The organism is Shewanella sp. K8 (assembly GCF_028823715.1).
GTDB lineage: Bacteria > Pseudomonadota > Gammaproteobacteria > Enterobacterales > Shewanellaceae > Shewanella > Shewanella algae.
Genome location: NZ_JAPEHY010000023.1, coordinates 12,597 through 34,647 on the forward strand (window position 1 = coordinate 12,597; position 22,051 = coordinate 34,647).

A 22,051-nucleotide genomic window follows, 5' to 3' on the forward strand; every position below is an offset into this window, starting at 1 on the left:
GCGTGGCACAGATGAATATGTTACAGGCCATCAATAATGCCCTGACCATAGCGATGGAAGCCGACGAAAAAATGCTGGTTTTCGGTGAAGACGTAGGCCATTTCGGCGGTGTGTTCCGGGCAACTTCCGGTTTGCAGGAAAAGTTTGGCCGTGAGCGCTGCTTCAATACTCCACTCACCGAGCAGGGGATTGCCGGCTTTGCCAACGGCCTGGCTTCCAACGGTATGACGCCGGTAGCGGAAATCCAGTTTGCCGACTACATCTTCCCGGCGTTCGATCAAATCGTCAACGAAGCGGCCAAGTTCAGATACCGCAGCGGCAACGAGTTTGATGTCGGCGGCCTGACCTTCAGAACCCCCTATGGCGGCGGCATTGCCGGCGGTCATTATCACTCCCAGTCACCGGAAGCCTACTTTACCCAAACACCCGGTCTTAAGGTGGTGGTTCCCCGTAACCCATACCAAGCCAAGGGTCTGCTGCTGGCCGCCATTCGCGATAACAACCCAGTGGTCTTCTTCGAGCCCAAGCGCCTGTATCGCGCGTCTGTCGGCGATGTGCCGGAAGGCGATTATCAACTGGAGCTGGGTAAAGCCGAAGTGGTTCGTGAAGGTAAAGATATTACTCTGCTTGCCTGGGGTGCGCAGATGGAAATCATAGAGAAAGCAGCCGATATGGCCAAAGAGGAAGGTATTGACTGTGAAGTCATCGACCTTCGTACTCTCGCCCCTTGGGATGTGGAAACCGTGGCCGAGTCGGTGAAAAAGACCGGCAGATTGCTTATCAACCACGAAGCGCCGCTGACCGGTGGTTTTGCCGGTGAAATTGCCGCTACCATCCAACAGGAATGTTTCCTGTACCTGGAGTCGCCCATCAGCCGGGTTTGTGGTCTGGATACGCCATATCCATTGATCCACGAAAAAGAATATATGCCGGATGCGCTTAAAACCTTTGAAGCCATCAAGGCCTCGGTGAATTTCTAGGAGAGCCAGGATGATTAAAGATTTTATTTTGCCCGACATAGGCGAAGGTGTTGTCGAGTGTGAACTGGTGGAATGGTTGGTGACTGAGGGCGATAGCGTCGCCGAAGATCAACCCGTTTGTGATGTGATGACAGACAAGGCACTGGTGCAAATTCCTGCGCCTTTCCCCGGTGTTATCAGTAAGCTTTATTACGCCAAGGGTGAAATTGCCAAGGTGCATGAGCCTTTGTATGCCGTGGAAGTGGACGCTGTAGACAGTGAAGCGCCAGCAGCCAATGTGGCCGGCGCCGATACCGCTGCATCGCCTAGCACTAACGCTGCGGCTAGTGTCGGTAGCCAGGTGGAAGACTTTATGCTGCCGGATATTGGCGAGGGCATAGTCGAGTGCGAACTGGTGGAGTGGCTGGTCGCAGAAGGCGACACTGTGGTTGAAGATCAACCCATCTGCGATGTAATGACAGACAAGGCACTGGTGCAAATCCCGGCGATGAAGGCCGGTAAAATCGTCAAGCTGCACTACCGTAAGGGGCAGTTGGCCCAAGTGCATCAGCCACTGTTTGCCATTGAAGTTGCCGCTGAATCCGCCAGTGCACCTGTGGCTCAAACCGCTGCAGCAAGTGCATCATCTGGCTCAACCTCTGCCGCCTCTCAAGCCCAGACTCAAGCCCATAGCGGTTCGCAAACTGCTGGCAGCAGTATGGTGCCCCAAGGTAAGGCGCTGGCGAGCCCAGCGGTAAGACGTATGGCTCGCAGCCTGGATGTCGATATCGCCAAAGTGCCTGGCAGTGGTAAAAACGGCCGGGTCTACAAAGAGGATATCGAGCGTTTCCTCAAGGGGGCGACTCCTCAGGCACAACCCCAAACTTTGCCACAGGGCCAAGTGCAAACCGGCACAGCGGCAACGGCAAACGACAGGGTAGAGCCTATCAAGGGCGTTCGCGCTGTGATGGCGCGGATGATGACGGAGTCAGTTTCCAGCATTCCGCACTTTACTTACTGCGAAGAGCTGGACTTGACCGAGCTTATCGCCCTTCGTGAAGCGATGAAGGCCAAGTACTCCAATGACGAGCTTAAGCTGACCATGATGCCTTTCTTTATGAAGGCCATGTCGCTGGCGCTGACCGAGTTTCCGGTGATCAACAGCCGAGTGAACGCCGATTGCACTGAGCTAACCTATCTTGGCCGTCATAACATAGGTATGGCCGTTGACTCCAAGGTTGGCTTGTTGGTGCCCAACGTCAAGGATGTGCAGGATAAGTCGATTCTGGATGTCGCCGCCGAAGTTACCCGTCTGACCCAGGCAGCGCGCTCGGGTAGAGTCGCACCGACCGATCTTAAAGATGGCAGCATCTCTATCTCCAACATAGGCGCTCTGGGCGGCACTGTGGCGACACCTATCATCAATAAACCCGAAGTGGCGATTGTGGCCTTGGGTAAGGTGCAAACCCTGCCGCGTTTCAATGCCAAGGGTGAGGTCGAAGCCCGTAAACTGATGCAGGTCAGTTGGTCAGGTGACCACAGAGTAATAGATGGCGGTACTATTGCCCGCTTCTGTAATCTGTGGAAACAGTATCTCGAGCAGCCGCAGGAAATGCTGCTGGCGATGAGATAATCATAAAGGCCCTGCAATGCGGGGCCTTGTTTTAGGTGTACTTCGGGAGCATCACTATTCTTGCCTTCTTAAGGCAATGGCTTTATTTGATCCCAAACACAAAGTGGTTACGATTTGATGGCAGATTTCGTATAATCGCCAACAGTATTAGTCGCATTGGGTCTGTTATGAGTCAGGTAGCACCAAGCATAGAACACATTCAATATCCTTTCCCGCCAAAACCGGTTCCCTTGTCTGAACAGGAAAAAAGCGAATACAAAGCCAGGATCAAGCAACTGCTCAAGGAGCAGAATGCGGTTCTGGTTGCCCACTACTATACGGATCCTGAAATTCAGGCACTGGCCGAGGAAACCGGTGGCTGCGTTTCCGACTCGTTGGAAATGGCGCGTTTTGGTCGCGATCATCCTGCCAAGAAGCTCATCGTTGCCGGGGTTAAGTTTATGGGGGAAACCGCCAAGATCCTTAGCCCGGAAAAAACCATTCTGATGCCGACTCTGGAAGCCACCTGTTCTCTGGATGTTGGCTGTCCTATTGAGCAGTTCAGTGCCTTCTGTGATGCGCACCCGGATCACACTGTTGTGGTCTATGCCAACACGTCGGCTGCGGTCAAAGCCCGGGCCGATTGGGTGGTGACTTCCAGCATAGCGCTGGAAATCGTTGAACACCTGGATAGTGAAGGCAAAAAAATCATCTGGGGGCCAGACCGTCACTTGGGCAGTTATATTGCCAAGCAAACCGGTGCCGAGATGTTGATGTGGCAGGGCGAGTGTATCGTTCACGATGAATTCAAGGCCAGGGCATTGCGTCAATTAAAGGCGCAGCACCCGAACGCCGCTATTCTGGTCCACCCTGAATCTCCGGCGAGTGTGGTGGAAATGGCCGATGCAGTAGGTTCAACCAGCCAGTTGATCAAAGCTGCCCAGACCATGGACAATGATACCTTTATCGTGGCCACTGACAGAGGCATCTTCTACAAGATGCAACAGGCTGCACCGGGCAAGACCCTGATTGAAGCCCCAACCGGCGGTGAAGGCGCCACTTGCCGCAGCTGTGCTCACTGCCCCTGGATGGCAATGAATGGCCTCAAGGCTATAGCCAGTGCGCTGGAAAGCCAGGACAACAGCCAGCACGAGATCTTTGTCGATGAAGCGCTGCGTCAAGGGGCTCTGGTGCCTCTGACCCGGATGCTGGATTTTGCCAAGACCCTCAACATGCAAGTCAAAGGCAACGCCTGATAAACCCACAAGAGTTTGAACCAAGTCAAAGAGCCTGCAAATGCAGGCTCTTTTTCCATTTACACTCGGTTTCATCGACTATACTTGCCGACGTATGCTAAAAATTGTATTTCATAGCAATAAATTAGTAAGTTAGCTGCTTAAAGGATGCATCAATGAAATGGCAATGGATTGAAAATCTTCCTCTGAAACAAAAATTTCTCTTGGTTATCCTGCCGCCTTTCATTGCGGCAACCCTGTTTGGTATTTTGTTGTTCAGCGATCGGCTGTCGCTCGCCAATGGCCTGGAAGAAGTGCTGGATCTCAGTGAACTGGCGGTGGTTAACTCGGCGCTGGTGCATGAGCTGCAAAAAGAACGCGGCATGAGCGCCGGTTATCTCGGCTCCAAGGGCAAGAGCTTTGCCGACAAACTGCCGGGCCAGCGGCAACTCACAGATAATCAACTCCAACAATTCAATGATTTCTTGAATGATCATCAACTGCCCGCCGATTTTGCCGCTGATTTAACCGAGGCAAGGAACAGCATTGCCCGCTTGAGAGAAATTCGCAGCCAGGTTGATAGACAAGGGATAAGCGTTGCTGAAGAAGTGGCGTTTTACACTCAACTGAATAAATTACTGTTGTCGATTGTCGATCTCAGTGTACAGAAGGGCGGCGATCAACAAATTGCCATGCAAGCTGCAGCATTCTCTGCCTTTTTGCAGATGAAGGAACGCGCCGGTATCGAGCGGGCCGTACTGAGTTCAACCTTCGGCCAGAGTGAGTTCAAACCCGGTGTCTATCGCAAATTTATCACTCTGGTTTCCGAGCAGGACGCTTATCAGGAAAGGTTTGTGGCCTTGGCTGATGAAACCGCACTCAAGAATCTACAGGTATTGCAAGCCCAAGCCGCAGTGGCTGAAGTGGCGCGCTTGAGGGAATTGGCCTTTGGTCAGAAAGCCGAAGATCTCAAGTCTCAATCTCCCGAAACCTGGTTTACCCAATCCACTGCCCGTATCGATCTTCTGCATAAGTTTGAGCAGCAGCTGTCAGACAAACTGCTGGCAGAGACTCTGAGTAAACAGCAAAGCGCAGCCAATCAGACCTGGCTTCTACTTGGGATCATGGTGATAGGTCTGATCATTGTCAGTCTGGTCTCCAGCATCATACTCAAGTATCTGCACGGCAGCTTGAGGGAGTTACATCAGGGCGTAACCCGAGCCAGGGCTCACTATGACTTAAGCGTGCGTTTGCCCCATACGGGCAAAGATGAATTTGGCGAGCTTGCCGAGTCTTTCAACAGTATGATGACTGACTTTGAACAGGTAATACTGCGCGTCCGCTCCAGCAGCAAGACCCTGCTTGGAGTGGTGCAACAGATGGAACAACACTCGACCCAGATGCAGGCCGATGTATCTGTTGGCTACAGTGAGACAGAACAAGTGGCTTCGGCGATGACAGAAATGAGCTCAACCGTACAGGAAATTGCCTCCAATGCGGTACGGGCTTCGGAAGCATCCAATCAAGCCAGCACTGAGGCCAGGGAAGGGAGCCTGGAAGTGGGGCGCACGGCATCGGCCATCAATGAACTGGCTGAAGAGATTAGTTATGCCGCCGATGCAATATCCAAACTGGATAAAGATATTCACGGCATTGTCAGTGTACTGGAGGTCATCAGTGGCATAGCCGAGCAGACCAATCTCCTGGCTCTGAATGCCGCCATCGAAGCCGCCCGGGCCGGCGAAATGGGCCGCGGCTTTGCCGTGGTGGCCGATGAGGTGCGCAATCTGGCGCAGCGGGCACAATCTTCCACCGAAGATATTCGTAATATGACAGTAAGGCTCAAACAGGGCGCCGAAGTGGCGGTAGCCGCCATCACCAAAGGCAAGACGCAGGCGGGTACCAGTGTCGATGAGGCCAATCGCGCCGGTGAGGAACTAAGACGCATAGTTGAGCACGTGGAGGTTATCGATAGCATGAATGAACAGATAGCTGCCGCGACCCATGAGCAATCGGCCGTATCAGAAGAGGTGAATCGCAACGCTATGAAGATTAGCGATATTTACCGTAATACTCAGGATATCGCCAATGAGCTTGGCAAACTCAATGAGCTGTTGATTAAAGACGCCAACAAGATGAGCGATGAAGTGAGTAAATTCCGCCTCAATGAACATTGATTGCGGCATTTTTCACCCGCTTTGTTCAGCAAACGCGCAAACGGATATTAAGGCGGATTTTTGCTTGACCGGCATTCGCCTTTTGCGTAAAGTACCGCTCTATCAAGGGGATAGAGATATCTCTTGCTGAATGTGTTGATACGCACAGTAAATAGTATCGATGCGGTGAGGTGTCCGAGTGGCTGAAGGAGCACGCCTGGAAAGTGTGTATACGGCAACGTATCGAGGGTTCGAATCCCTCCTTCACCGCCAGATTTAGACGACGGGGTTCAGTTTAGGCTGAACCCCGTTTTCGTTTGTAAAGCCCAGGGGATGATAGGGAAGTCATCTCAGACTGTTCTGTCCTTCAAGGCTAAAAACCAAGCGAACGGATGATAATGCGCGATAAAGCATTGACCCGGCCTTTGGAGTTCTCTATAGTAGCGCCCCGTTGAGACGCAATGTCCAACGTACGGTGAGGTGTCCGAGTGGCTGAAGGAGCACGCCTGGAAAGTGTGTATACGGCAACGTATCGAGGGTTCGAATCCCTCCTTCACCGCCAGATTCTGATAACGGGACCCAGTATTAACTGGGTCCCGTTTTTCATTTCCGAACCTAACCGACATCACAAACAGGCTGCAGCCATCCGTAGCGCATTTCGTTGTCATATCCATGACAAATTTCCTTTCTGAGTGAATATCCTTCAAGTAATAAATTAAATGACTCAGAATCTGCCAAGGAGACTATAACCCGGGCGAGGACAATGGTATAAATGGAGCCGATTTGTCCCTACATGTCCAATTACAGGAAAGCTGTCATGATTTTTTCTCAGATTACCGCCGCGCCGGCCGATCCCATTCTTGGTTTAACCGAGGCTTTTAAAGCCGATCCCCGCACGGATAAAGTCAACCTGGGTGTTGGCATCTATAAGGATGAGGCTGGCCAGACCCCGGTACTCAAGTCGGTCAAGTTGGCAGAGGCCAAGTTGCTCGAAGAGGAAAAGACTAAGAGCTATCTCGGTATAGAAGGGGTTGCCCTGTATAACCAGGCGGTTCAACAACTGCTATTCGGTAAAGACAACGTCATAATCGCCGCTGGCCGAGCAGTAACGGCTCAGGCGCCGGGAGGTACCGGCTCGCTGCGGGTCGCTGCCGAGTTTGTTCTGAGCAACACAGACAGCAAAACCATTTGGATCAGCAACCCAACCTGGGCCAATCACAAGAACATCTTCGAAACCGCCGGGCTTGAGATCAAAGAGTACAGCTATTATCAGGCAGAAACCCATGATCTCGACTTCGATGCCATGATGACAGATCTGCAGCAGGCGAGTGAGGGTGATCTTGTGCTGCTGCACGGCTGCTGCCACAACCCGACCGGTATCGATCTGAATATCAATCAATGGCAGCAAGTTGCCAAACTGTGTGCCGAAAATGGCCTGGTTCCTCTGTTTGATTTTGCCTATCAGGGCTTTGGTACTGGAATTGAAGAAGATGCCCAAGGGCTCAGAGCCGTTGCCGCCTTGGTGCCTGAGCTGCTGGTTGCCAACTCTTTCTCGAAAAACTTCGGGCTCTATAATGAGCGTATCGGCGCCGTGACTCTGGTGGCCAAAGACAGTGAATCTGCTGCTCGGGCTTTCAGTCAGGTTAAGCGTACCATTCGCGCCAACTACTCAAATCCACCGGCTCATGGTGCCATGATTGTCAGCACTATTCTCAACGACGGTGAACTAAATGCCCTGTGGCAGCAAGAACTGACTGAAATGCGCCAGCGCATAGCCAGCATGAGAACCCTGTTCGTTGAAAGCCTCAAGGCCGAAGGCGTCGATCGCGACTTCAGCTTCATTTCTCGTCAAAACGGTATGTTCAGCTTCTCGGGCCTCAACAAGGAACAAGTTGCCAGGCTTAAAGATGAGTTCGGCGTCTACATTGTCGGCTCCGGCCGTATCAGTGTTGCCGGGATGACCAAGACCAATATGCCGGTTATCTGCAAGGCGATAGCCAAGGTGCTCTAAGCCCGTTGGATTTTGCTAAACTTAAAAAAAGGACAGCTGCGGCTGTCCTTTTTACTTATCCGGCCACAAAAAACTGTGTAAAAAATGCTGCTCAGGCAATGAGTTTCTTCGGCTGCAGAGCTTGCACCAGGGCGCTGACCAAGGCATCTCTGTCGTGGCAGCCACTCTGGATTGGGTCGGCAAGCGGCGAGCGATAAATCAATCCTTCTTGCGCAGGCTGACCATGACACAGCACAGCATCAATACGCCCTGTGCCTATGAGTTGCTGGCACCAATCCAGTTTGGCATTGAGACTGAGTTCGCCTGCCACAGAAGCCTCGGGCTTCAGATTATCGATAAATACCACTTTAGCGGCGCTGTTTTTAATGGCGGCAGCCAACTCGGGCAACAGCAAAGGCGGCATCAAGCTGGTGAGAAAGCTTCCCGGGCTTAAAATTATCAGTTCGGCAGCCGTCAACGCCGCCACCGCTTCCTCTGTGGCCCGAACCATAGGTTCAAGATTCATTGCCACGGGCCGCTCTGCCATGCTGTCGACTTCCAGTTCACCAAACACCTTACTGCCGGAGACATCGAGTGCCAAAAGGTGTGTGGGCTGTTCCGACATGGGGTACAGACGGGTCTCGATTTTGAGTAGGCCACGGATAAGATTGATAGCCTCAAGCGGACGGACGCAGAGCTGATCCAACGCGGTCAGGATAAGATTGCCCAGGTTATGGCCGCTGAGTTCGTCCTGGCCATCAAATCTGTATTCGAACAACAAGGAGCCAACAGAAGGTTTATGGGCCAGCTGGCTGAGACAGTTACGTAGATCGCCCCAGGCGATACAGTCATTGCTGTTTCTCAACCTGCCAGTGCTGCCGCCATTGTCTGTTGTCGCCACTATGCCGGTGAGGTGGTTACCCAGAAACGCCAAGGCTGACAGGACTCTTCCCAAACCATGGCCACCGCCAATGGCAACAACTTGCCGATATTGACTGAACAACTGCGCTTGCATAGCGGATCCTTGCTGCGGTTTCAAACCCTTACATTCTACATTAGTGGGGGAAAGCTGCCAGCGGCTGATTTTGTGAAAAGAGATATCTGACATATAATGCGCGGACATTTTCCCCGTAACCTTTGGGCAACAGGCAAAAGGAAAGACTGATTGAAAACCGGAAAACTTGGCTCATTTACCCTGGCACTGGCTTTGGTGATCCTGTCGGTATTGGCACTGAGAGTGTATTTGATACCCAGCTTGAAAACCGCCGAGCAGACTTCAGCGCCACTGATAAAGAACCAATTGGGCGTCAGCTTGATCCCCGATTTCAGCAGTATCAGTGTTGTCAGCGACAAGAAACAGGCGTTTTTTGACTTCCTGCGTCCGGCCGTGCAAAAACAAAACCGGATTATCGCCGAGGAACGTAAATTCCTCGAGCAGGTGCAAAAACATCTGCAAAACCAGCATCAGCTCAATGATGCCGAGCAATATCGTATTCAACGCTTGGCGGAAAAGTATCAATATGCCATGCGCGCTATCGATAGCGACAGCATCAATAAATTGCTGCGTCGGGTCGATGTGATCCCCGAATCTATGGTACTTATCCAGGCGGCCAATGAGACCGGCTGGGGCAGCTCACGCTTTGCCCGCGAAGGACTCAATTTCTTTGGCCAATGGTGTTTCAAGAAAGGCTGCGGCTTGGTGCCGCAGTCACGCAGCGAGGGCATGGCCCATGAGGTTGCGGTATTTAAATCGGTCGATGATTCCGTGGCTTCCTATATGCGCAATCTTAATTCCAATGCAGCCTATTCTCTGTTTCGCTCCATTCGCGCCGATCTCCGTAGCCAGCAAGAACCGCTGATCGCTGAAAAGCTGGTCTATGGTTTGGTCAACTACTCGGAGCGTCAGGAAGCCTACATAGACGAATTGCTCGATATGCTGCGTCACAACGAAGAATATTTGGTGGATAACCATGTCGAAAAAACTGCTGTTTAGTGCACTCTTGTTGCTGTCACCCTCTTTGATGGCGAGCCAGGTATCTTTGAACTACGCCGACTTTTACGCGCGGATGAAAGTGATGAATAAGGGGAATTATCAGCTCATAGATCTGGCGTTTACAGTGCCTGAAACCCAGAACTGTCAGGTGAAAGCCGGCAGTATCAGTACAGAGACTGAGCGCTTTCCGCTGACCTTCGATGCCGGCCAACGGCTATTTATTCCCTTTGATGAAAAACTCAAGAATGCCAGGGCCTTGATTAATCTTGAGATTGCAGGTGAAGGGCAAGGCTGTGGCATTGGGATGCAGCTCAGAGTGCGTAATCCCAAGCAAGAATACAGCGGCGATGAGCTGAGAAACATCAGCAGTCAAATGAATGAAGCACTGAAGCAGATGCAAGGCTTTCCCATGAAGTACTTCGCCAAGCCTATCTCGGGTTTGAGCATAGAGTTTAGCGGCAGTGAAAATGGTGCTTGGTTCGATGGCCGCCATCAGGCGCTGGATAAGCGCTATGAACTCAGTAACAAGGAAATCGCGTTACTCGAGACGCTGAAGTTTGACGCTACCCCCAAAGTGATCAGCCCTTGGGTCGCGCCAGGCAAATGACAAACGAGTAACCGCTAAACCCGCTGGGTTTATGGTCAAACAAAGCAGAGCCTCGCATTGCGGGGATTTTTATGTCGTATCCGGCACAGGTCCGATATCGTCTCTCCTGCAACATATAGAATAGTGCGGTTAGCATTTTGAGATCGGAAGTAAGATGATTGAATTAAGGCAGGCTATTGCTACTGAGATTGGCCAATTCGTGGCAATGGAACAGTTGCAAAATACGGCCGGCTTTATCATGCCTTATCCGGCGGAAAAGCATCTGGCTGAAATGACGAAGGATACTGTCCACTATCTTTCGATTTATCAAAATGAGTTACTCGCGGGTTTTATGATTTTGGTCGAGGATAAGCCGAAGGAGATAGAGTTCAGAAGAATTGTTGTCGCCCATAAGGGTCAAGGTTTAGGTCAAAGAGCGATGCAATTGATGGAAGAGTATTGCCTTAATGAGTTAAACGCTTCACGTATCTGGCTCGATGTATTTGCTACTAATCAGGTTGGCCGCCATATCTATCAAAAGCTGGGCTATTGTGAATTCGATGCTACTGAAATCGATACTACTAAGGTCAATGGCAAGCGTTTGCTGTTTATGCAAAAGTGGCTTTAGTTTTGATAGTGGCTTTAGTTTTGATGAAGTAAGCGGCAGTAAACAGAGCATTTCCGAACAAGCACCAAGTGCTTGTTCGGAATAGTTGTATCAAGGCTGATAGATGCCAACCACTTCGATACGTTGGCTTTGATCTGCATGTTTGGCGGCACTGTCGAGATCGATATGACCGCTGTTGCTGACATCCATAAAGTCAAATGCGGGCAAATCGGCTTCGGCAACTTCCCCGCTGGCAGGAGCATCCGGATTGCGCTCCAGTGCCATAAAGTCGAACACTGTGCGGTCAACACCCTGGGACGGCGCGGTATTTTGCATCGCAGTAAAGATGGTTTCGATGCGCCCGGGGAACTGTTTGTCCCACAGTTTGAGCATATTTTTGACTTCGGCGCGCTTGAGGTTTTCCTGGGAGCCGCAAAGGTTACAAGGAATGATAGGGAAGGCTTTCAGTTTGGCGTATTCGGCAATGTCTTTTTCTCGGCAATAGGCGAGGGGACGGATCACCATATTGGCACCGTCATCCGATAGCAACTTGGGTGGCATGGCCTTCATCTTGCCACCATAGAACATGTTGAGGAACAGGGTTTCTATGATGTCGTCTCTGTGGTGGCCCAGCGCTATCTTGGTGGCACCTATTCGCTGGGCAAACCCATAAAGGGTACCGCGGCGCAGCCTGGAACAAAGCGAGCAGGTGGTCTTGCCTTCTGGGATCTTATCTTTGACTATCGAATAAGTGTCTTTTTCTAGAATATGGTAGGCCACGCCTAGGCTATCCAGATACGCCGGCAGCACTTCTTCCGGGAAGCCGGGCTGTTTCTGATCCAGATTGACGGCGACAATTTCAAACTGCACAGGTGCACGCTGCTGCAGGTTCAACAAAATGTCCAGCATGGCATAGCTGTCTTTGCCGCCGGAGAGGCAGCACATCACGCGATCGCCTTCTTCAATCATGTTGTAATCAGCAATGGCACTGCCGACTTCGCGGCGTAAACGCTTTTGCAGTTTGTTGAGACGAGTGATTTGTTTCTTATCCAGCTCTTGCATAACTTCAGACATAAAAAAATAAGCGCCCAGTAACACTGTGGTTCAGGGCGCGTATTATTCCAGCTAAAGCCGGTCGGGTAAAGGGGCGACTCAGGCCAGAGGCGACTTATAACCGTCGGGTTTTACCGCCAGCAGATCGCAGTTGACCGAATCTATTACATGTTCTGCCGTGTTGCCGATAAGCGCGGCAGAGAATCCGGTACGACCCACAGTACCGAGAACGACCAGCTCGGCGTCCAGTTGCTCCGCCAGCTCAGGGATAACATCCTCAGGTAAACCTTCTTTCACGTGGCAGTGGGCGGTATCGACCCCGTAACTGTTGGCCAGATAATTGACCCGCTGCTCGTGCTGCATACGAATGGTTTCGTTGTAGGTGTGAGCATCAAAGTCCGGCAGTTCAATCGCCAGGTTGACCGGAGTTCCGGGATAACCGTTGACAAGGTGCACCTCGGCATCAAACTTGGCCGCCAGTTCCTGGGCATGTTCAATGATCTTGCCGTTCAGGGATTGATGCTCCTCATCTTCAGAGGCAACGTTGACGGCGCAGAGAATTTTGCCTTTCACCGGCCAGTCATGCTGTTTTACCAGCAATACAGGCACTGGAGCTTTACGCAACAAGTGCCAGTCGGTGGGGGTGAAAATAACGGCCTTGAGTTTGTCGTGCTCATGGGTGCCTTTGACTATCAGGTCGTACTCTCCCTGAATGGCAAAGTTGATGATGCTCTCGAAGGGGCGGTTATGCCACAGTACTTCGCTGTCCATCTCGAGTCCGGCTTGCTGATGCGGCTTGAGCAGATCGGCAATCCAGGCTTTACGTTGATTGATAACCCCCTGACGCATGGCCTCACGTTCCTGATTGGAAAGAATAGAGGTCATTTCATAGGAGAAATCAAAGATAGACAGAAAGACAGTGATCTTGGCCTTGCTGCGAGTGGCGAGTTCCACCGCGCGGGCAAGGGCAGGCTGTTTTTCCGATGTAGGGTCGACTACGACCAATAGCTTTTGATAATCCCTCATGGCTTTTTCCTTATTCCGCAGGATATACCTATATCATGCGATATTGGCTGTGATTTGTATTGCTTGAGATCAATATATTGAATCGCTTGCTATCTTGCTATCCGGGCGGCTCCAGCCAGCCTGTCGAGCTCTTCAAGATCCAGTATAGTGATATATTTTCCTTTTACTTCAATCAGTCCGGCCTTTTGGAACCGTCCCAGCAAACGGCTGATAGTTTCCACCGTCAGGCCAAGATAGTTGCCTATATCACCACGGGTCATGGTGAGGCGAAATTCTCTGGGGGAGAAGCCGCGGCTACCGAATCGGGCCGCCAGGTTACTGATGAAGGCCGCCAGGCGCTCTTCGGCATTCTTTTTGCTGAGCAGCAGGATCATCCCTTGGTCACTCATGATTTCATTACTCATCAGGCGCATGATCTGCTGCCTGAGTTTGGGCATGGTGCCGGAGAGTTCGTCCAAAGTATTGAAGGGGATTTCACACACCATAGAGGTTTCCAGGGCCTGGGCAAAACTCTGGTGTGATTGGGCATGGATACCGTCAAAGCCTATGACATCACCGGCCAGGTGGAAGCCGGTGATCTGCTCATCGCCCTGTTCTGTGATGGTATAGCTTTTAATCGTTCCGGAGCGGATAGCATACAGAGATTTCAGCGGATCTCCGGACTTGAACAACTGTTCACCCTTCTGAATGGGTTTCTTGCGCTCGATAATATTGTCAAGCTGATCCAACTCATTGGTGTTGAGCGTAAAGGGAATGCATAAGGTCCCCATGCTGCAATCATGACAATGAATGGTACAGCCCCCGGCAGCAGGGCGACGATGCTTGTTATTGTCTATTGTCATAGTCTTTCTCAAGTAAAGCGACTCTTCCCATGTTAAACCAATTCACCGACCCCGGCTAGTCAAGCTGAGCCAGGGCGATATAGAGTGTTTGGATCCCGAAGCCAACCAGGAGTAAACCGGCAATCAAGCGTACGGCGCGCTTTTGAGCCCAGTCGGCCAGCGCCTTGGCGGCAACTCCGGCGCTAAGCAAGGCAGGTAATGTTCCCAAACCGAAACAAAGCATGATTAGCGCGCCCTGGCCAGCACTGCCACTGGCCACTGCCCAGGTGAGAGTACTGTATACCAGGCCACAGGGCAGCCAGCCCCAAACCATGCCGGCCACCAAAGCTTGCCCGGGATGAGTTACAGGTAACACTTTTTGGGACAATGGTTTAAGTAAACGCCACAATCCCTGACCAAGACGCTCAATCTGCACCAAACCGGCCCAGATGCGGGCAATGTAGAGGCCCATGGCGATCATCATCACACCGGCAATGAGCCTGAGCACCAAGAGGTAGATATCGATATCAAACAGCATGCCAAGCCCGGCGGCAGAACCGCCCACCAAAGCGCCGGCCAGGCTGTAACTGAGAATACGACCAAGGTTATAGGGAAGCAGAAACGAGAGTTGTTGCGCCAACGGATTCTGGCCTCGATGGGCTGCGGGAAGCTGGCTGGAAAAGGCGCCCACCAAACCGCCGCACATACCAAAGCAGTGTCCGGCTCCCATCAGGCCCACCAAAAAGGCGCCGGTGAGGTTATATTCCATTGCCTCTATCCTGAGGCGCTTGAGTGACTTCAGCTTCAGCCGTTTGAGATTGCTCCTGTTGCGCCTTGTTGTCCAAAGGTTCCTCATCAAACAGAATCGACACACTGTGGCGCTCGAGATCGTCAAATTGATCCGATTTTACCGCCCAGAAGAAGACACCAACAGCAATCAGCACAAACAGCATGGCGATGGGGATTAGTACGTAGATAATACTCATAAGCGAACCCTGAGAAGTCTGAGGCTGTTGCTGACAACGATCAGCGAACTGGCCGACATGCCGATGGCGGCGATATATGGTGCGACATGGCCTGTAACGGCCAGAGGCAGTATAAGAAGGTTATATCCCAAAGCCCAGGCAAGATTTTGGCGAATGATACGATTGGCTTTACGGGCAACCGCTATGGCTTGAGTAAAACGCCATAGATGATCGCCAAGCAAAATCAGATCGGCGCTGTTTTTCGCCAGCGCAGTGCCACTGCCCATGGCGATAGAGAGATCGGCGCCGGCAAGCACAGGGGCATCATTGATGCCGTCGCCGAACATGGCCACCTTATGTTGCTGTTGCAAACGGCGTACATAATCGAGTTTATCTGCCGGGCTCATGTCTGCGTGCACTTCCGCTATGCCCACTTGCCGAGCCAGGGATTCCACATGGGGCCGGGTATCGCCGCTGGCAATCGCCAGACGGATATTGTTTGCCTTGAGAGCCTCGACCGTATCCTTGGCGTCTTCCCTCAGCCTGTCCTGCAAAATAAAACTGGCCACCAAGCCTTGCTCATCGGCAAGGAACACTTGCTGCTGTTCACTGGCGGCGAGCTCGATTCCAACAAACTCGCCGTTGCCTATCTTAAAGTCGCGACCGTTGATCTTGCCGCTGATGCCGCGAGCCACCTGATGATGCACCTCGTTGGCTTCAAGAGCGCCGGCATAAGGGCTAAAGGCCAGGGCTATCGGGTGCAGTGAACCGGCTTCAAGCGCTGCCGCCACTTGTTGCACCTGCAACTCGCTATACTCAGCCTCACGGCCTATGGTGATGCGGGTTTCCAGCAAGGTCAGATTGCCGCAGGTAAGGGTACCTGTCTTGTCAAAGACCACGGCATCAATTTGCGGCAGCTTTTCAAACACTCCCGCTTTACGGGTAATCACCCCCAGGCGGGTGAACAGCGCTGTGGCGCAGGTCACAGCCGTCGGAGTTGCCAAGGCCAGCGCACAGGGGCAGGTAGCCACCAACACTGACAGAGTGACCCAGAAGGCGTCTTCGGGCGAGAACTGGTGCCATACCAGATAAGTGATGGCTGCGATGCTGAGTATGGTGCCGGAGAAATAGCGCGACAGCTTGTCGGCCGTCATGGCGACGGCAGGCTTATTATTGGAGGCCAGTTCTTGCAAACGGATGATCTCTGCCACCAGTTGGTCCTGGCCTATGGCGTTCACCCGTACTTTAAGCGGTTGATCCTGGTTGATGGTACCGGCATAAACCTGAGCTCCCGGTAGTTTGCTCTGTGGCATCTGCTCACCGGTGAGCATGGCCTCGTTGACGGCGGAATGGCCTTGCTCTACCAAGCCGTCGGCGGGGATCACTTCCCCAGGGCGAACCAGCACCAGATCGCCTATTTGCAAGCGCTTGGCGGGGATCTCTTCGCTGCCGCCATCATCCCCGATACGCTGTGCAGTCAAGGGCACTAACTTATGCAGGTTACTCGAACTGACCGAGGCTTTTTGCCGCGCTGCCTGCTCAAAATAGCGCCCAAGCAGCAGGAAGAAGGTGAACATGGACACAGACTCGAAATAGACTTCGCCTGTGCCTTGCACTGTCGCGATACAACTGGCGATATAGGCGCCGCAGATGGCAATGGAGACAGAAACGTCCATATTGAGCCTGCCGGCGAGCAGGGCCCGCAGGGCACTGAAATAGAAAGGCTGCGCCGAGTAGAACACCACAGGAGCGGCAAACATCATGCTCACCCAGCGGAAATAGTCGCGATATTCCACCTCAAGCCCGGTAAAGTAACCGGCGTACAGCGCCAGGGCGAACATCATTACCTGCATGGTGGCAAAGCCCGCCAAGCCAAGCCTCAACAGAAACTTACGGCTGTTCTTTTTACTCTGAACTTCCTGATCATCCAGCTGGTAAGGTGCCGCCTGATAGCCGATGCGGCCGATTTGATTGAGTATTTCAGACAGTTTGATGTCGGCCGGGCGCCAGCTGATGAGGGCTCTTTGAGTGGTAGAGTTGACCTGCACCGAGACTATGCCGGGCAACTGCTTGACTTTGTGCTCGATGAGCCAGGCGCAGGCGGCACAGGTAATGCCGTCAATCGATAGGGAGACGGAGGTTTGATTACCCTGATCGTGCACAAAGTCCTGTTGCACTTCGGGAAGGTCGTAGGCACTGAAGGTCTTGAGCTCATCCGGCACCAGGGCGTTTTGCCTGCTGCCGGGTTCGGAGCGAAATTTATAGTAATTGGTCAGCCCGGCATCCATGATGGCCTGAGCCACAGCCTGACATCCAAGGCAACACATGGGCTGAGCCTGACCATCAATCACTGTACTGAACTGCATGCCCGTGGTGACGGGCTCCCCACAATGAAAACAGACTGTATGTGTCATGACAGCACTCAATTGAGCCAGTAGGTTTTATCCGCTTCTATCTGCAGTCTTTGCTGCAAACGCCATTTACGGTCAAATCCTTCGACTCGTACAACCCAGGCGCCATCTAGCGACTCATTGGGAATATAGCGATACACCTTGGAAGCATCGGCAGTCAGCATTTGGGTAAAATCTTTTTCTGCCAGAGTAGGGTGGTAAAACTCCAGGTTCAGTGCCGCCAGATACTCTGGGCCGCCGTGCTGGGTTATCAGGAGTTCGCCATTGTGCCATTCAAGGGAAAACTGCATTCCCAATTGACGGGCATATTGAATTTTATGGATGTCCTGGTTAATTGCCTTGCCGTTTTTGTAGTAGTCATCGGCAACCAGGGAATCGGAGTTGGTGAGGGCAATACGCAGAGTGGCAAAACTGGCTATAACGGCGCACATGGGCAAAACGATAAGAAACCAAGGCCAGAACTGCTTATACCAGGCTTGTGGAGCGCTCATACTGTTTACCTACTATTCTATTTGGGCGGCTATTCTATCGCGAAAGTGGTTTTTTAAAAACAAAGGCCCCGAAATTATCGAGGCCTTTGAAAAGTCAAACGAACTTACTTCTCAGCCTGATGTGACAAGCTATATACGTAAGCTGCAATAACGTGAACTTTCTCTTCACCGAGAACGTCTTTCCACGCCGGCATAACACCGCTGCGGCCGTTCTTGATGGATTCCATAATCACGCCACGGCTGCCGCCGTAAAGCCAGACATTGTCGGTCAGGTTAGGGGCGCCCATCAGCTTGTTACCTTTGGCGTCCATACCGTGACAGGCAAAACAGCCCTTCATAAATGAACCTTGGCCCTTGGCGGCCAACGCAGCATCATGTTCACGACCGGACAGACTCACTACGTATTCAGCCAGACCAGCAATTTCGCTGTCATCGATAGGCAGACCACCTTTAGGCGGCATCATACCGTGACGACCGTTCATTATGGTGGTCTTGATAGTTTCCAGCTCGCCGCCGTACAACCAGTCACCGTCGGTCAGGTTGGGGAAGCCTTTGCCACCACGACCAGCTGAGCCGTGACACTGGGCACAGTTCTGCAGGAACAGACGGCCACCGACTTTAAGGGCTTCTTCGTTCTTGACCAGCTCGGCCAGTGGCGTTGCTTTGTAAGCTTCGAAGATAGGGCCGTACTTTTCATCGGCCAGCTTCACTTCCTGATCGTACTGAACCCAACGGCCTTCTTCCGTTGCGTCAGCAATCGCCTTGGCGGAGTCGGCCTTGATGCCTTTTTCGGTGCCTATGCTCTGGTTGGAACTGCTCCAGCCAAGCAGGCCTTTGTAGTTACCCAGGCCAGGGTAGAGCACCAGGTAGAGCAGACCAAAGACGATGGTGATATAAAAGAGATAGCTCCACCACTTAGGCAGTGGGTTGTTGATCTCCTGAATACCATCATAGCTGTGGTCCATCAGGTCGCCTTCTTTAATCTCCGGCGTGGTATTTTTGGAGCAGAGCCGTAGCAGAATAAAACATCCTGCGATCACCAGTAAGCTGAGTACGGTGATCCAGATACTCCAGAAGTTACTCATTAACATTATTTGTGTTCTCCTGAGTCCTTCGCATTCTGGTGTTGTTCCTCATCGGAAAACACCAGATTAGCTGCTTCGTCGAATTGCTTTTGACGACGCGAGCTATATGCCCAAGCAAATATCCCGACAAAAACCAGGATCAAAACCAACGTAATAATCCCTTGCATTGTGCCGTAGTCCATATTTGCCTCCTTATTTCAGTGCGTGTCCCAACGACTGCAGATAGGCTATCAGCGCCTGCAGTTCTGTCTTGCCTTCAACGGCTTTTTGGGCGCCTTCGATATCTTTATCTTCGTATGGCACACCAAAACCACGCATCACTTCCATTTTCTTGGCTGTGTATTCACCTGTAAGGGTGTTTTCAGCAAGCCAAGGGAAGGCAGGCATGTTGGACTGAGGAACAACGGCACGGGGATCGATCAGGTGAACTTCATGCCATTTGTCACTGTAACGACCACCCACACGGGCCAAGTCGGGACCGGTACGCTTGGAACCCCACAGGAAGGGGTGATCCCAAACCGACTCACCGGCAACCGAGTAGTGACCGTAACGCTCGGTTTCGGCACGCAGCGGACGGATCATCTGGCTGTGACAGTTGTTACATCCTTCACGGATATAGATATCACGGCCTTCCAGCTGCAGGGCTGTGTAAGGCTTGAGACCGGCAACCGGCTCAGTGGTATCTTTTTGGAAGATAAGCGGCGTGATCTGCACCAGGCCACCAATACTGATGGCAATCACAGTGAAGATACCCAGCAGGCCGACGTTCTTCTCAACTATTTCATGATTGAATTTCATCGTTACTGCTCCTTATGCGGCTTTGGCTTCTGCGATGGCAGGCAGAGAGTCTTTAGGGGCATAAACAGTGCGCAGCACGTTGTAAGCCATGATCAGCATACCCGTTACGAAGAAACAACCACCCAGGAAGCGGACGAAGTAGAACGGATAAGAGGCTTCCAGACTTTCAACAAAGCTGTAAGTCAGGGTGCCGTCTGCGTTCACAGCGCGCCACATCAGACCTTGCATTACACCGGAGATCCACATGGCAACGATATAAAGTACGGTACCAATAGTCGCCAGCCAGAAGTGCAGGTTCACCAGCTTGGTGGAGTACATGCGGCCATGACCAAACAGCACAGGGATCAGGTGGTACAGAGAACCGATAGACACCATGGCAACCCAGCCAAGTGCACCAGAGTGAACGTGACCAATGGTCCAGTCGGTGTAGTGAGACAGAGCGTTTACTGTCTTGATGGCCATCATAGGACCTTCGAAGGTAGACATACCGTAGAAGGACAGAGATACCACCAGGAAGCGCAGAACCGGATCGGTACGCAGTTTATGCCAGGCACCGGACAGGGTCATGATACCGTTGATCATACCGCCCCATGAAGGAGCGAACAGGATCAGTGACATCACCATACCCAGAGACTGAGTCCAGTCGGGCAGGGCGGTGTAATGCAGATGGTGAGGACCGGCCCAGATATACAGGGCAATCAGTGCCCAGAAGTGGACAATCGACAGACGATAAGAGTAAACGGGACGCCCGGCTTGCTTGGGAACGAAGTAATACATCATTCCGAGGAAACCGGCAGTCAGCAGGAAGCCTACCGCGTTATGACCGTACCACCATTGCACCATGGCATCGACAGCACCGCTATACAGTGAATAAGACTTCCACAGGCTGACAGGAACAGCCATGGAGTTCACTATGTGCAGTACGGCGACTGTGATAATGAAGGCGCCGAAGAACCAGTTGGCCACATAGATGTGGGAAGTGGTTCGTTTGATAATGGTACCGAAGAACACGGTCGCATAAGCGATCCAGACTACGGCGATGGCGATATCAATAGGCCATTCCAGTTCGGCGTATTCTTTACTGCTGGTGATACCAAGCGGCAGAGTGATTACGGCCGAGAGAATGATGGCTTGCCATCCCCAGAAGGTGAATGCAGCCAGTTTAGGTGCAAACAGACGGGTCTGACAGGTGCGTTGAACGACATAATAGGATGTGGCGAAAAGGGCTGATGTGCCGAACGCAAAGATCACAGCATTGGTATGTAACGGTCTTAAACGACTGAAAGTTAACCAAGGAGTCTCAAAGTTCAGCTGTGGCCAGATTAACTGAGCCGCGATAAGTACACCTAATGACATACCAATAATGCCCCACAAAACTGTGGTTAAGGCAAATTGGCGGACAACGGTGTAATTGTAATCAGCGCCTGTTGGCTGGGAATGGTTCATCATATTGCTTCCACTGCTTATTACTTTTACTTGTTGTTCAGTAAAGGACTGGCCTTTACCTGTTATAAAATGACTCGAGTGAAGGCGTCCCCTATGAGAGTCACACTCTTGTGTCAATGGCTTAGCCTGCATATTTGTGACAAAACGTCAGGCGATGCAATGATACTTGAGCTACGTCAAAAAAGATACCAATCTGCCGGACACATTGTTGATCCAGATCAAACTTGACCATAGAATGTTAACACCTTGCAGCATAAGGTGAAATTTTATGCATAGTGCGACTCTCCCCAAGGTATTTGGCGCCGTTTTCAGCCTACTTTTGCTCCTGGGTTGTGACCAGGCTCAAACTCCCCGGGCGACCCAAACTGTCGCAGATCCCGGTTTATGTGATTTTTCCGTCACCGATTGTGTTAAAAAATTGGGTGAGCAGCAGATCTCCCTGATGCTGAACCCAAGCTTTGCCCCCAGCGAAAAGCCTATTCACTGGCAGCTTGGCTTTAATCGCCCGGTATCCAATCTCAAACTTCGTGTCGAGGGCAGGGATATGTTTATGGGAGTCATTCCTATGACGCCGTCTGCCACCGAAGGGGAAACATTCGAGGGCCAACTGATTTTTGGCTCCTGCAGCAGTGGTTATATGGTATGGCGGGTGTTTGTCAGTTGGCAGCAGGGCACAGAGCAGTACTCAACTTGGTTCGACTTTCTCGCCGACAGCCATAAGCAGAAATAGCCATAAGTTAAAATCGGACATTTTGCCTGAAAACCACTGCAAGACTAAAAATCTCGTATACCGCGGGCCTGCTCAAATGGCTCGCAT

21 protein-coding genes and 2 tRNA genes are annotated in these 22,051 nt (G+C 51.9%); 11 read left to right on the forward strand and 12 right to left on the reverse strand.

What is annotated here, in order from left to right:
* The first annotated feature begins 2 nt into the window (after positions 1–2).
* The 7 genes from ON072_RS13210 to ON072_RS13240 all read left to right on the forward strand — a co-directional run bounded on the left by ON072_RS13210 (position 3) and on the right by ON072_RS13240 (position 7,973).
* Complete coding sequence (locus ON072_RS13210) at positions 3–980, forward strand: alpha-ketoacid dehydrogenase subunit beta (RefSeq protein ID WP_123116332.1); 978 nt, start codon at positions 3–5, stop codon at positions 978–980.
* 10 nt (positions 981–990) lie between these two features.
* Positions 991–2,592 carry a dihydrolipoyllysine-residue acetyltransferase gene (locus tag ON072_RS13215; RefSeq protein WP_144131003.1) on the forward strand — a complete coding sequence of 534 codons (1,602 nt, stop codon included), beginning with the start codon at positions 991–993 and terminating at the stop codon, positions 2,590–2,592.
* Positions 2,593–2,759: 167 nt separating this feature from the next.
* Entirely contained in the window at positions 2,760–3,827 is a 1,068-nt protein-coding gene (nadA, locus tag ON072_RS13220) for a quinolinate synthase NadA (protein ID WP_071238161.1), read from the forward strand.
* Positions 3,828–3,982: 155 nt separating this feature from the next.
* Entirely contained in the window at positions 3,983–5,983 is a 2,001-nt protein-coding gene (locus tag ON072_RS13225) for a methyl-accepting chemotaxis protein (protein WP_261752512.1), read from the forward strand.
* A 164-nt stretch (positions 5,984–6,147) separates the two neighbouring features.
* A tRNA-Ser gene (locus ON072_RS13230) sits at positions 6,148–6,235 on the forward strand.
* Between the two features lie 201 nt (positions 6,236–6,436).
* A tRNA-Ser gene (locus ON072_RS13235) sits at positions 6,437–6,524 on the forward strand.
* A gap of 255 nt (positions 6,525–6,779) precedes the next feature.
* Positions 6,780–7,973 carry an amino acid aminotransferase gene (locus ON072_RS13240; RefSeq protein ID WP_208134495.1) on the forward strand — a complete coding sequence of 398 codons (1,194 nt, stop codon included), beginning with the start codon at positions 6,780–6,782 and terminating at the stop codon, positions 7,971–7,973.
* 91 nt (positions 7,974–8,064) lie between these two features.
* Here the strand turns inward: ON072_RS13240 and yvcK are convergent, their stop codons facing one another.
* Positions 8,065–8,967: a uridine diphosphate-N-acetylglucosamine-binding protein YvcK gene (gene yvcK / locus ON072_RS13245; RefSeq protein WP_071238158.1), complete on the reverse strand. Its 903-nt coding sequence runs from the start codon at positions 8,965–8,967 to the stop codon at positions 8,065–8,067.
* Between the two features lie 150 nt (positions 8,968–9,117).
* On the opposite strand from yvcK, the gene ON072_RS13250 reads away from it, so the two are divergent.
* The 3 genes from ON072_RS13250 to ON072_RS13260 all read left to right on the forward strand — a co-directional run bounded on the left by ON072_RS13250 (position 9,118) and on the right by ON072_RS13260 (position 11,159).
* Positions 9,118–9,945 (forward strand): glucosaminidase domain-containing protein, encoded by an 828-nt coding sequence (locus ON072_RS13250; RefSeq protein ID WP_071238157.1) that lies wholly within the window; start codon positions 9,118–9,120, stop codon positions 9,943–9,945.
* Positions 9,923–10,552 (forward strand): DUF2987 domain-containing protein, encoded by a 630-nt coding sequence (locus tag ON072_RS13255; RefSeq protein WP_261752511.1) that lies wholly within the window; start codon positions 9,923–9,925, stop codon positions 10,550–10,552. Before ON072_RS13250 ends, ON072_RS13255 begins: the two co-directional genes overlap by 23 nt.
* 154 nt (positions 10,553–10,706) lie before the next feature.
* On the forward strand, positions 10,707–11,159 hold the full coding sequence (locus ON072_RS13260) for a GNAT family N-acetyltransferase (RefSeq protein ID WP_261752510.1): 453 nt from the start codon (positions 10,707–10,709) through the stop codon (positions 11,157–11,159).
* Between the two features lie 90 nt (positions 11,160–11,249).
* Here the strand turns inward: ON072_RS13260 and ttcA are convergent, their stop codons facing one another.
* The 11 genes from ttcA to ccoN all read right to left on the reverse strand — a co-directional run bounded on the left by ttcA (position 11,250) and on the right by ccoN (position 21,237).
* On the reverse strand, positions 11,250–12,212 hold the full coding sequence (gene ttcA / locus ON072_RS13265) for a tRNA 2-thiocytidine(32) synthetase TtcA (RefSeq protein ID WP_045282778.1): 963 nt from the start codon (positions 12,210–12,212) through the stop codon (positions 11,250–11,252).
* Positions 12,213–12,290: 78 nt separating this feature from the next.
* Positions 12,291–13,217 (reverse strand): universal stress protein UspE, encoded by a 927-nt coding sequence (uspE, locus tag ON072_RS13270; protein ID WP_025010390.1) that lies wholly within the window; start codon positions 13,215–13,217, stop codon positions 12,291–12,293.
* Between the two features lie 89 nt (positions 13,218–13,306).
* A complete protein-coding gene (gene etrA / locus ON072_RS13275) occupies positions 13,307–14,059 on the reverse strand; it encodes an electron transport transcriptional regulator EtrA (RefSeq protein ID WP_025010389.1) in 753 nt (250 codons plus the stop codon).
* Between the two features lie 55 nt (positions 14,060–14,114).
* The gene (locus ON072_RS13280) at positions 14,115–14,807 is read right to left on the reverse strand and encodes a sulfite exporter TauE/SafE family protein (RefSeq protein ID WP_044734484.1); all 693 of its coding nucleotides are present in this window, start codon (positions 14,805–14,807) and stop codon (positions 14,115–14,117) included.
* A complete protein-coding gene (ccoS, locus tag ON072_RS13285) occupies positions 14,797–15,024 on the reverse strand; it encodes a cbb3-type cytochrome oxidase assembly protein CcoS (RefSeq protein WP_044734483.1) in 228 nt (75 codons plus the stop codon). Before ccoS ends, ON072_RS13280 begins: the two co-directional genes overlap by 11 nt.
* Positions 15,021–17,417: a heavy metal translocating P-type ATPase gene (locus tag ON072_RS13290; protein WP_261752509.1), complete on the reverse strand. Its 2,397-nt coding sequence runs from the start codon at positions 17,415–17,417 to the stop codon at positions 15,021–15,023. Before ON072_RS13290 ends, ccoS begins: the two co-directional genes overlap by 4 nt.
* An 8-nt stretch (positions 17,418–17,425) precedes the next feature.
* Entirely contained in the window at positions 17,426–17,905 is a 480-nt protein-coding gene (locus ON072_RS13295) for a FixH family protein (RefSeq protein ID WP_025010384.1), read from the reverse strand.
* A 104-nt stretch (positions 17,906–18,009) separates the two neighbouring features.
* On the reverse strand, positions 18,010–18,990 hold the full coding sequence (gene ccoP / locus ON072_RS13300; protein WP_025890018.1) for a cytochrome-c oxidase, cbb3-type subunit III: 981 nt from the start codon (positions 18,988–18,990) through the stop codon (positions 18,010–18,012).
* Positions 18,991–18,995: 5 nt separating this feature from the next.
* Positions 18,996–19,172: a CcoQ/FixQ family Cbb3-type cytochrome c oxidase assembly chaperone gene (locus tag ON072_RS13305; protein ID WP_025010383.1), complete on the reverse strand. Its 177-nt coding sequence runs from the start codon at positions 19,170–19,172 to the stop codon at positions 18,996–18,998.
* Between the two features lie 10 nt (positions 19,173–19,182).
* Positions 19,183–19,788, reverse strand: coding sequence for a cytochrome-c oxidase, cbb3-type subunit II (gene ccoO, locus ON072_RS13310; protein WP_025010382.1), 606 nt, complete (start codon positions 19,786–19,788; stop codon positions 19,183–19,185).
* A 12-nt stretch (positions 19,789–19,800) separates the two neighbouring features.
* On the reverse strand, positions 19,801–21,237 hold the full coding sequence (gene ccoN, locus ON072_RS13315) for a cytochrome-c oxidase, cbb3-type subunit I (RefSeq protein ID WP_028779894.1): 1,437 nt from the start codon (positions 21,235–21,237) through the stop codon (positions 19,801–19,803).
* 265 nt (positions 21,238–21,502) lie between these two features.
* Here ccoN and ON072_RS13320 point away from each other — a divergent pair, with 265 nt between their 5' ends.
* On the forward strand, positions 21,503–21,964 hold the full coding sequence (locus ON072_RS13320; protein ID WP_107004809.1) for a hypothetical protein: 462 nt from the start codon (positions 21,503–21,505) through the stop codon (positions 21,962–21,964).
* Positions 21,965–22,051 lie beyond the last annotated feature (87 nt).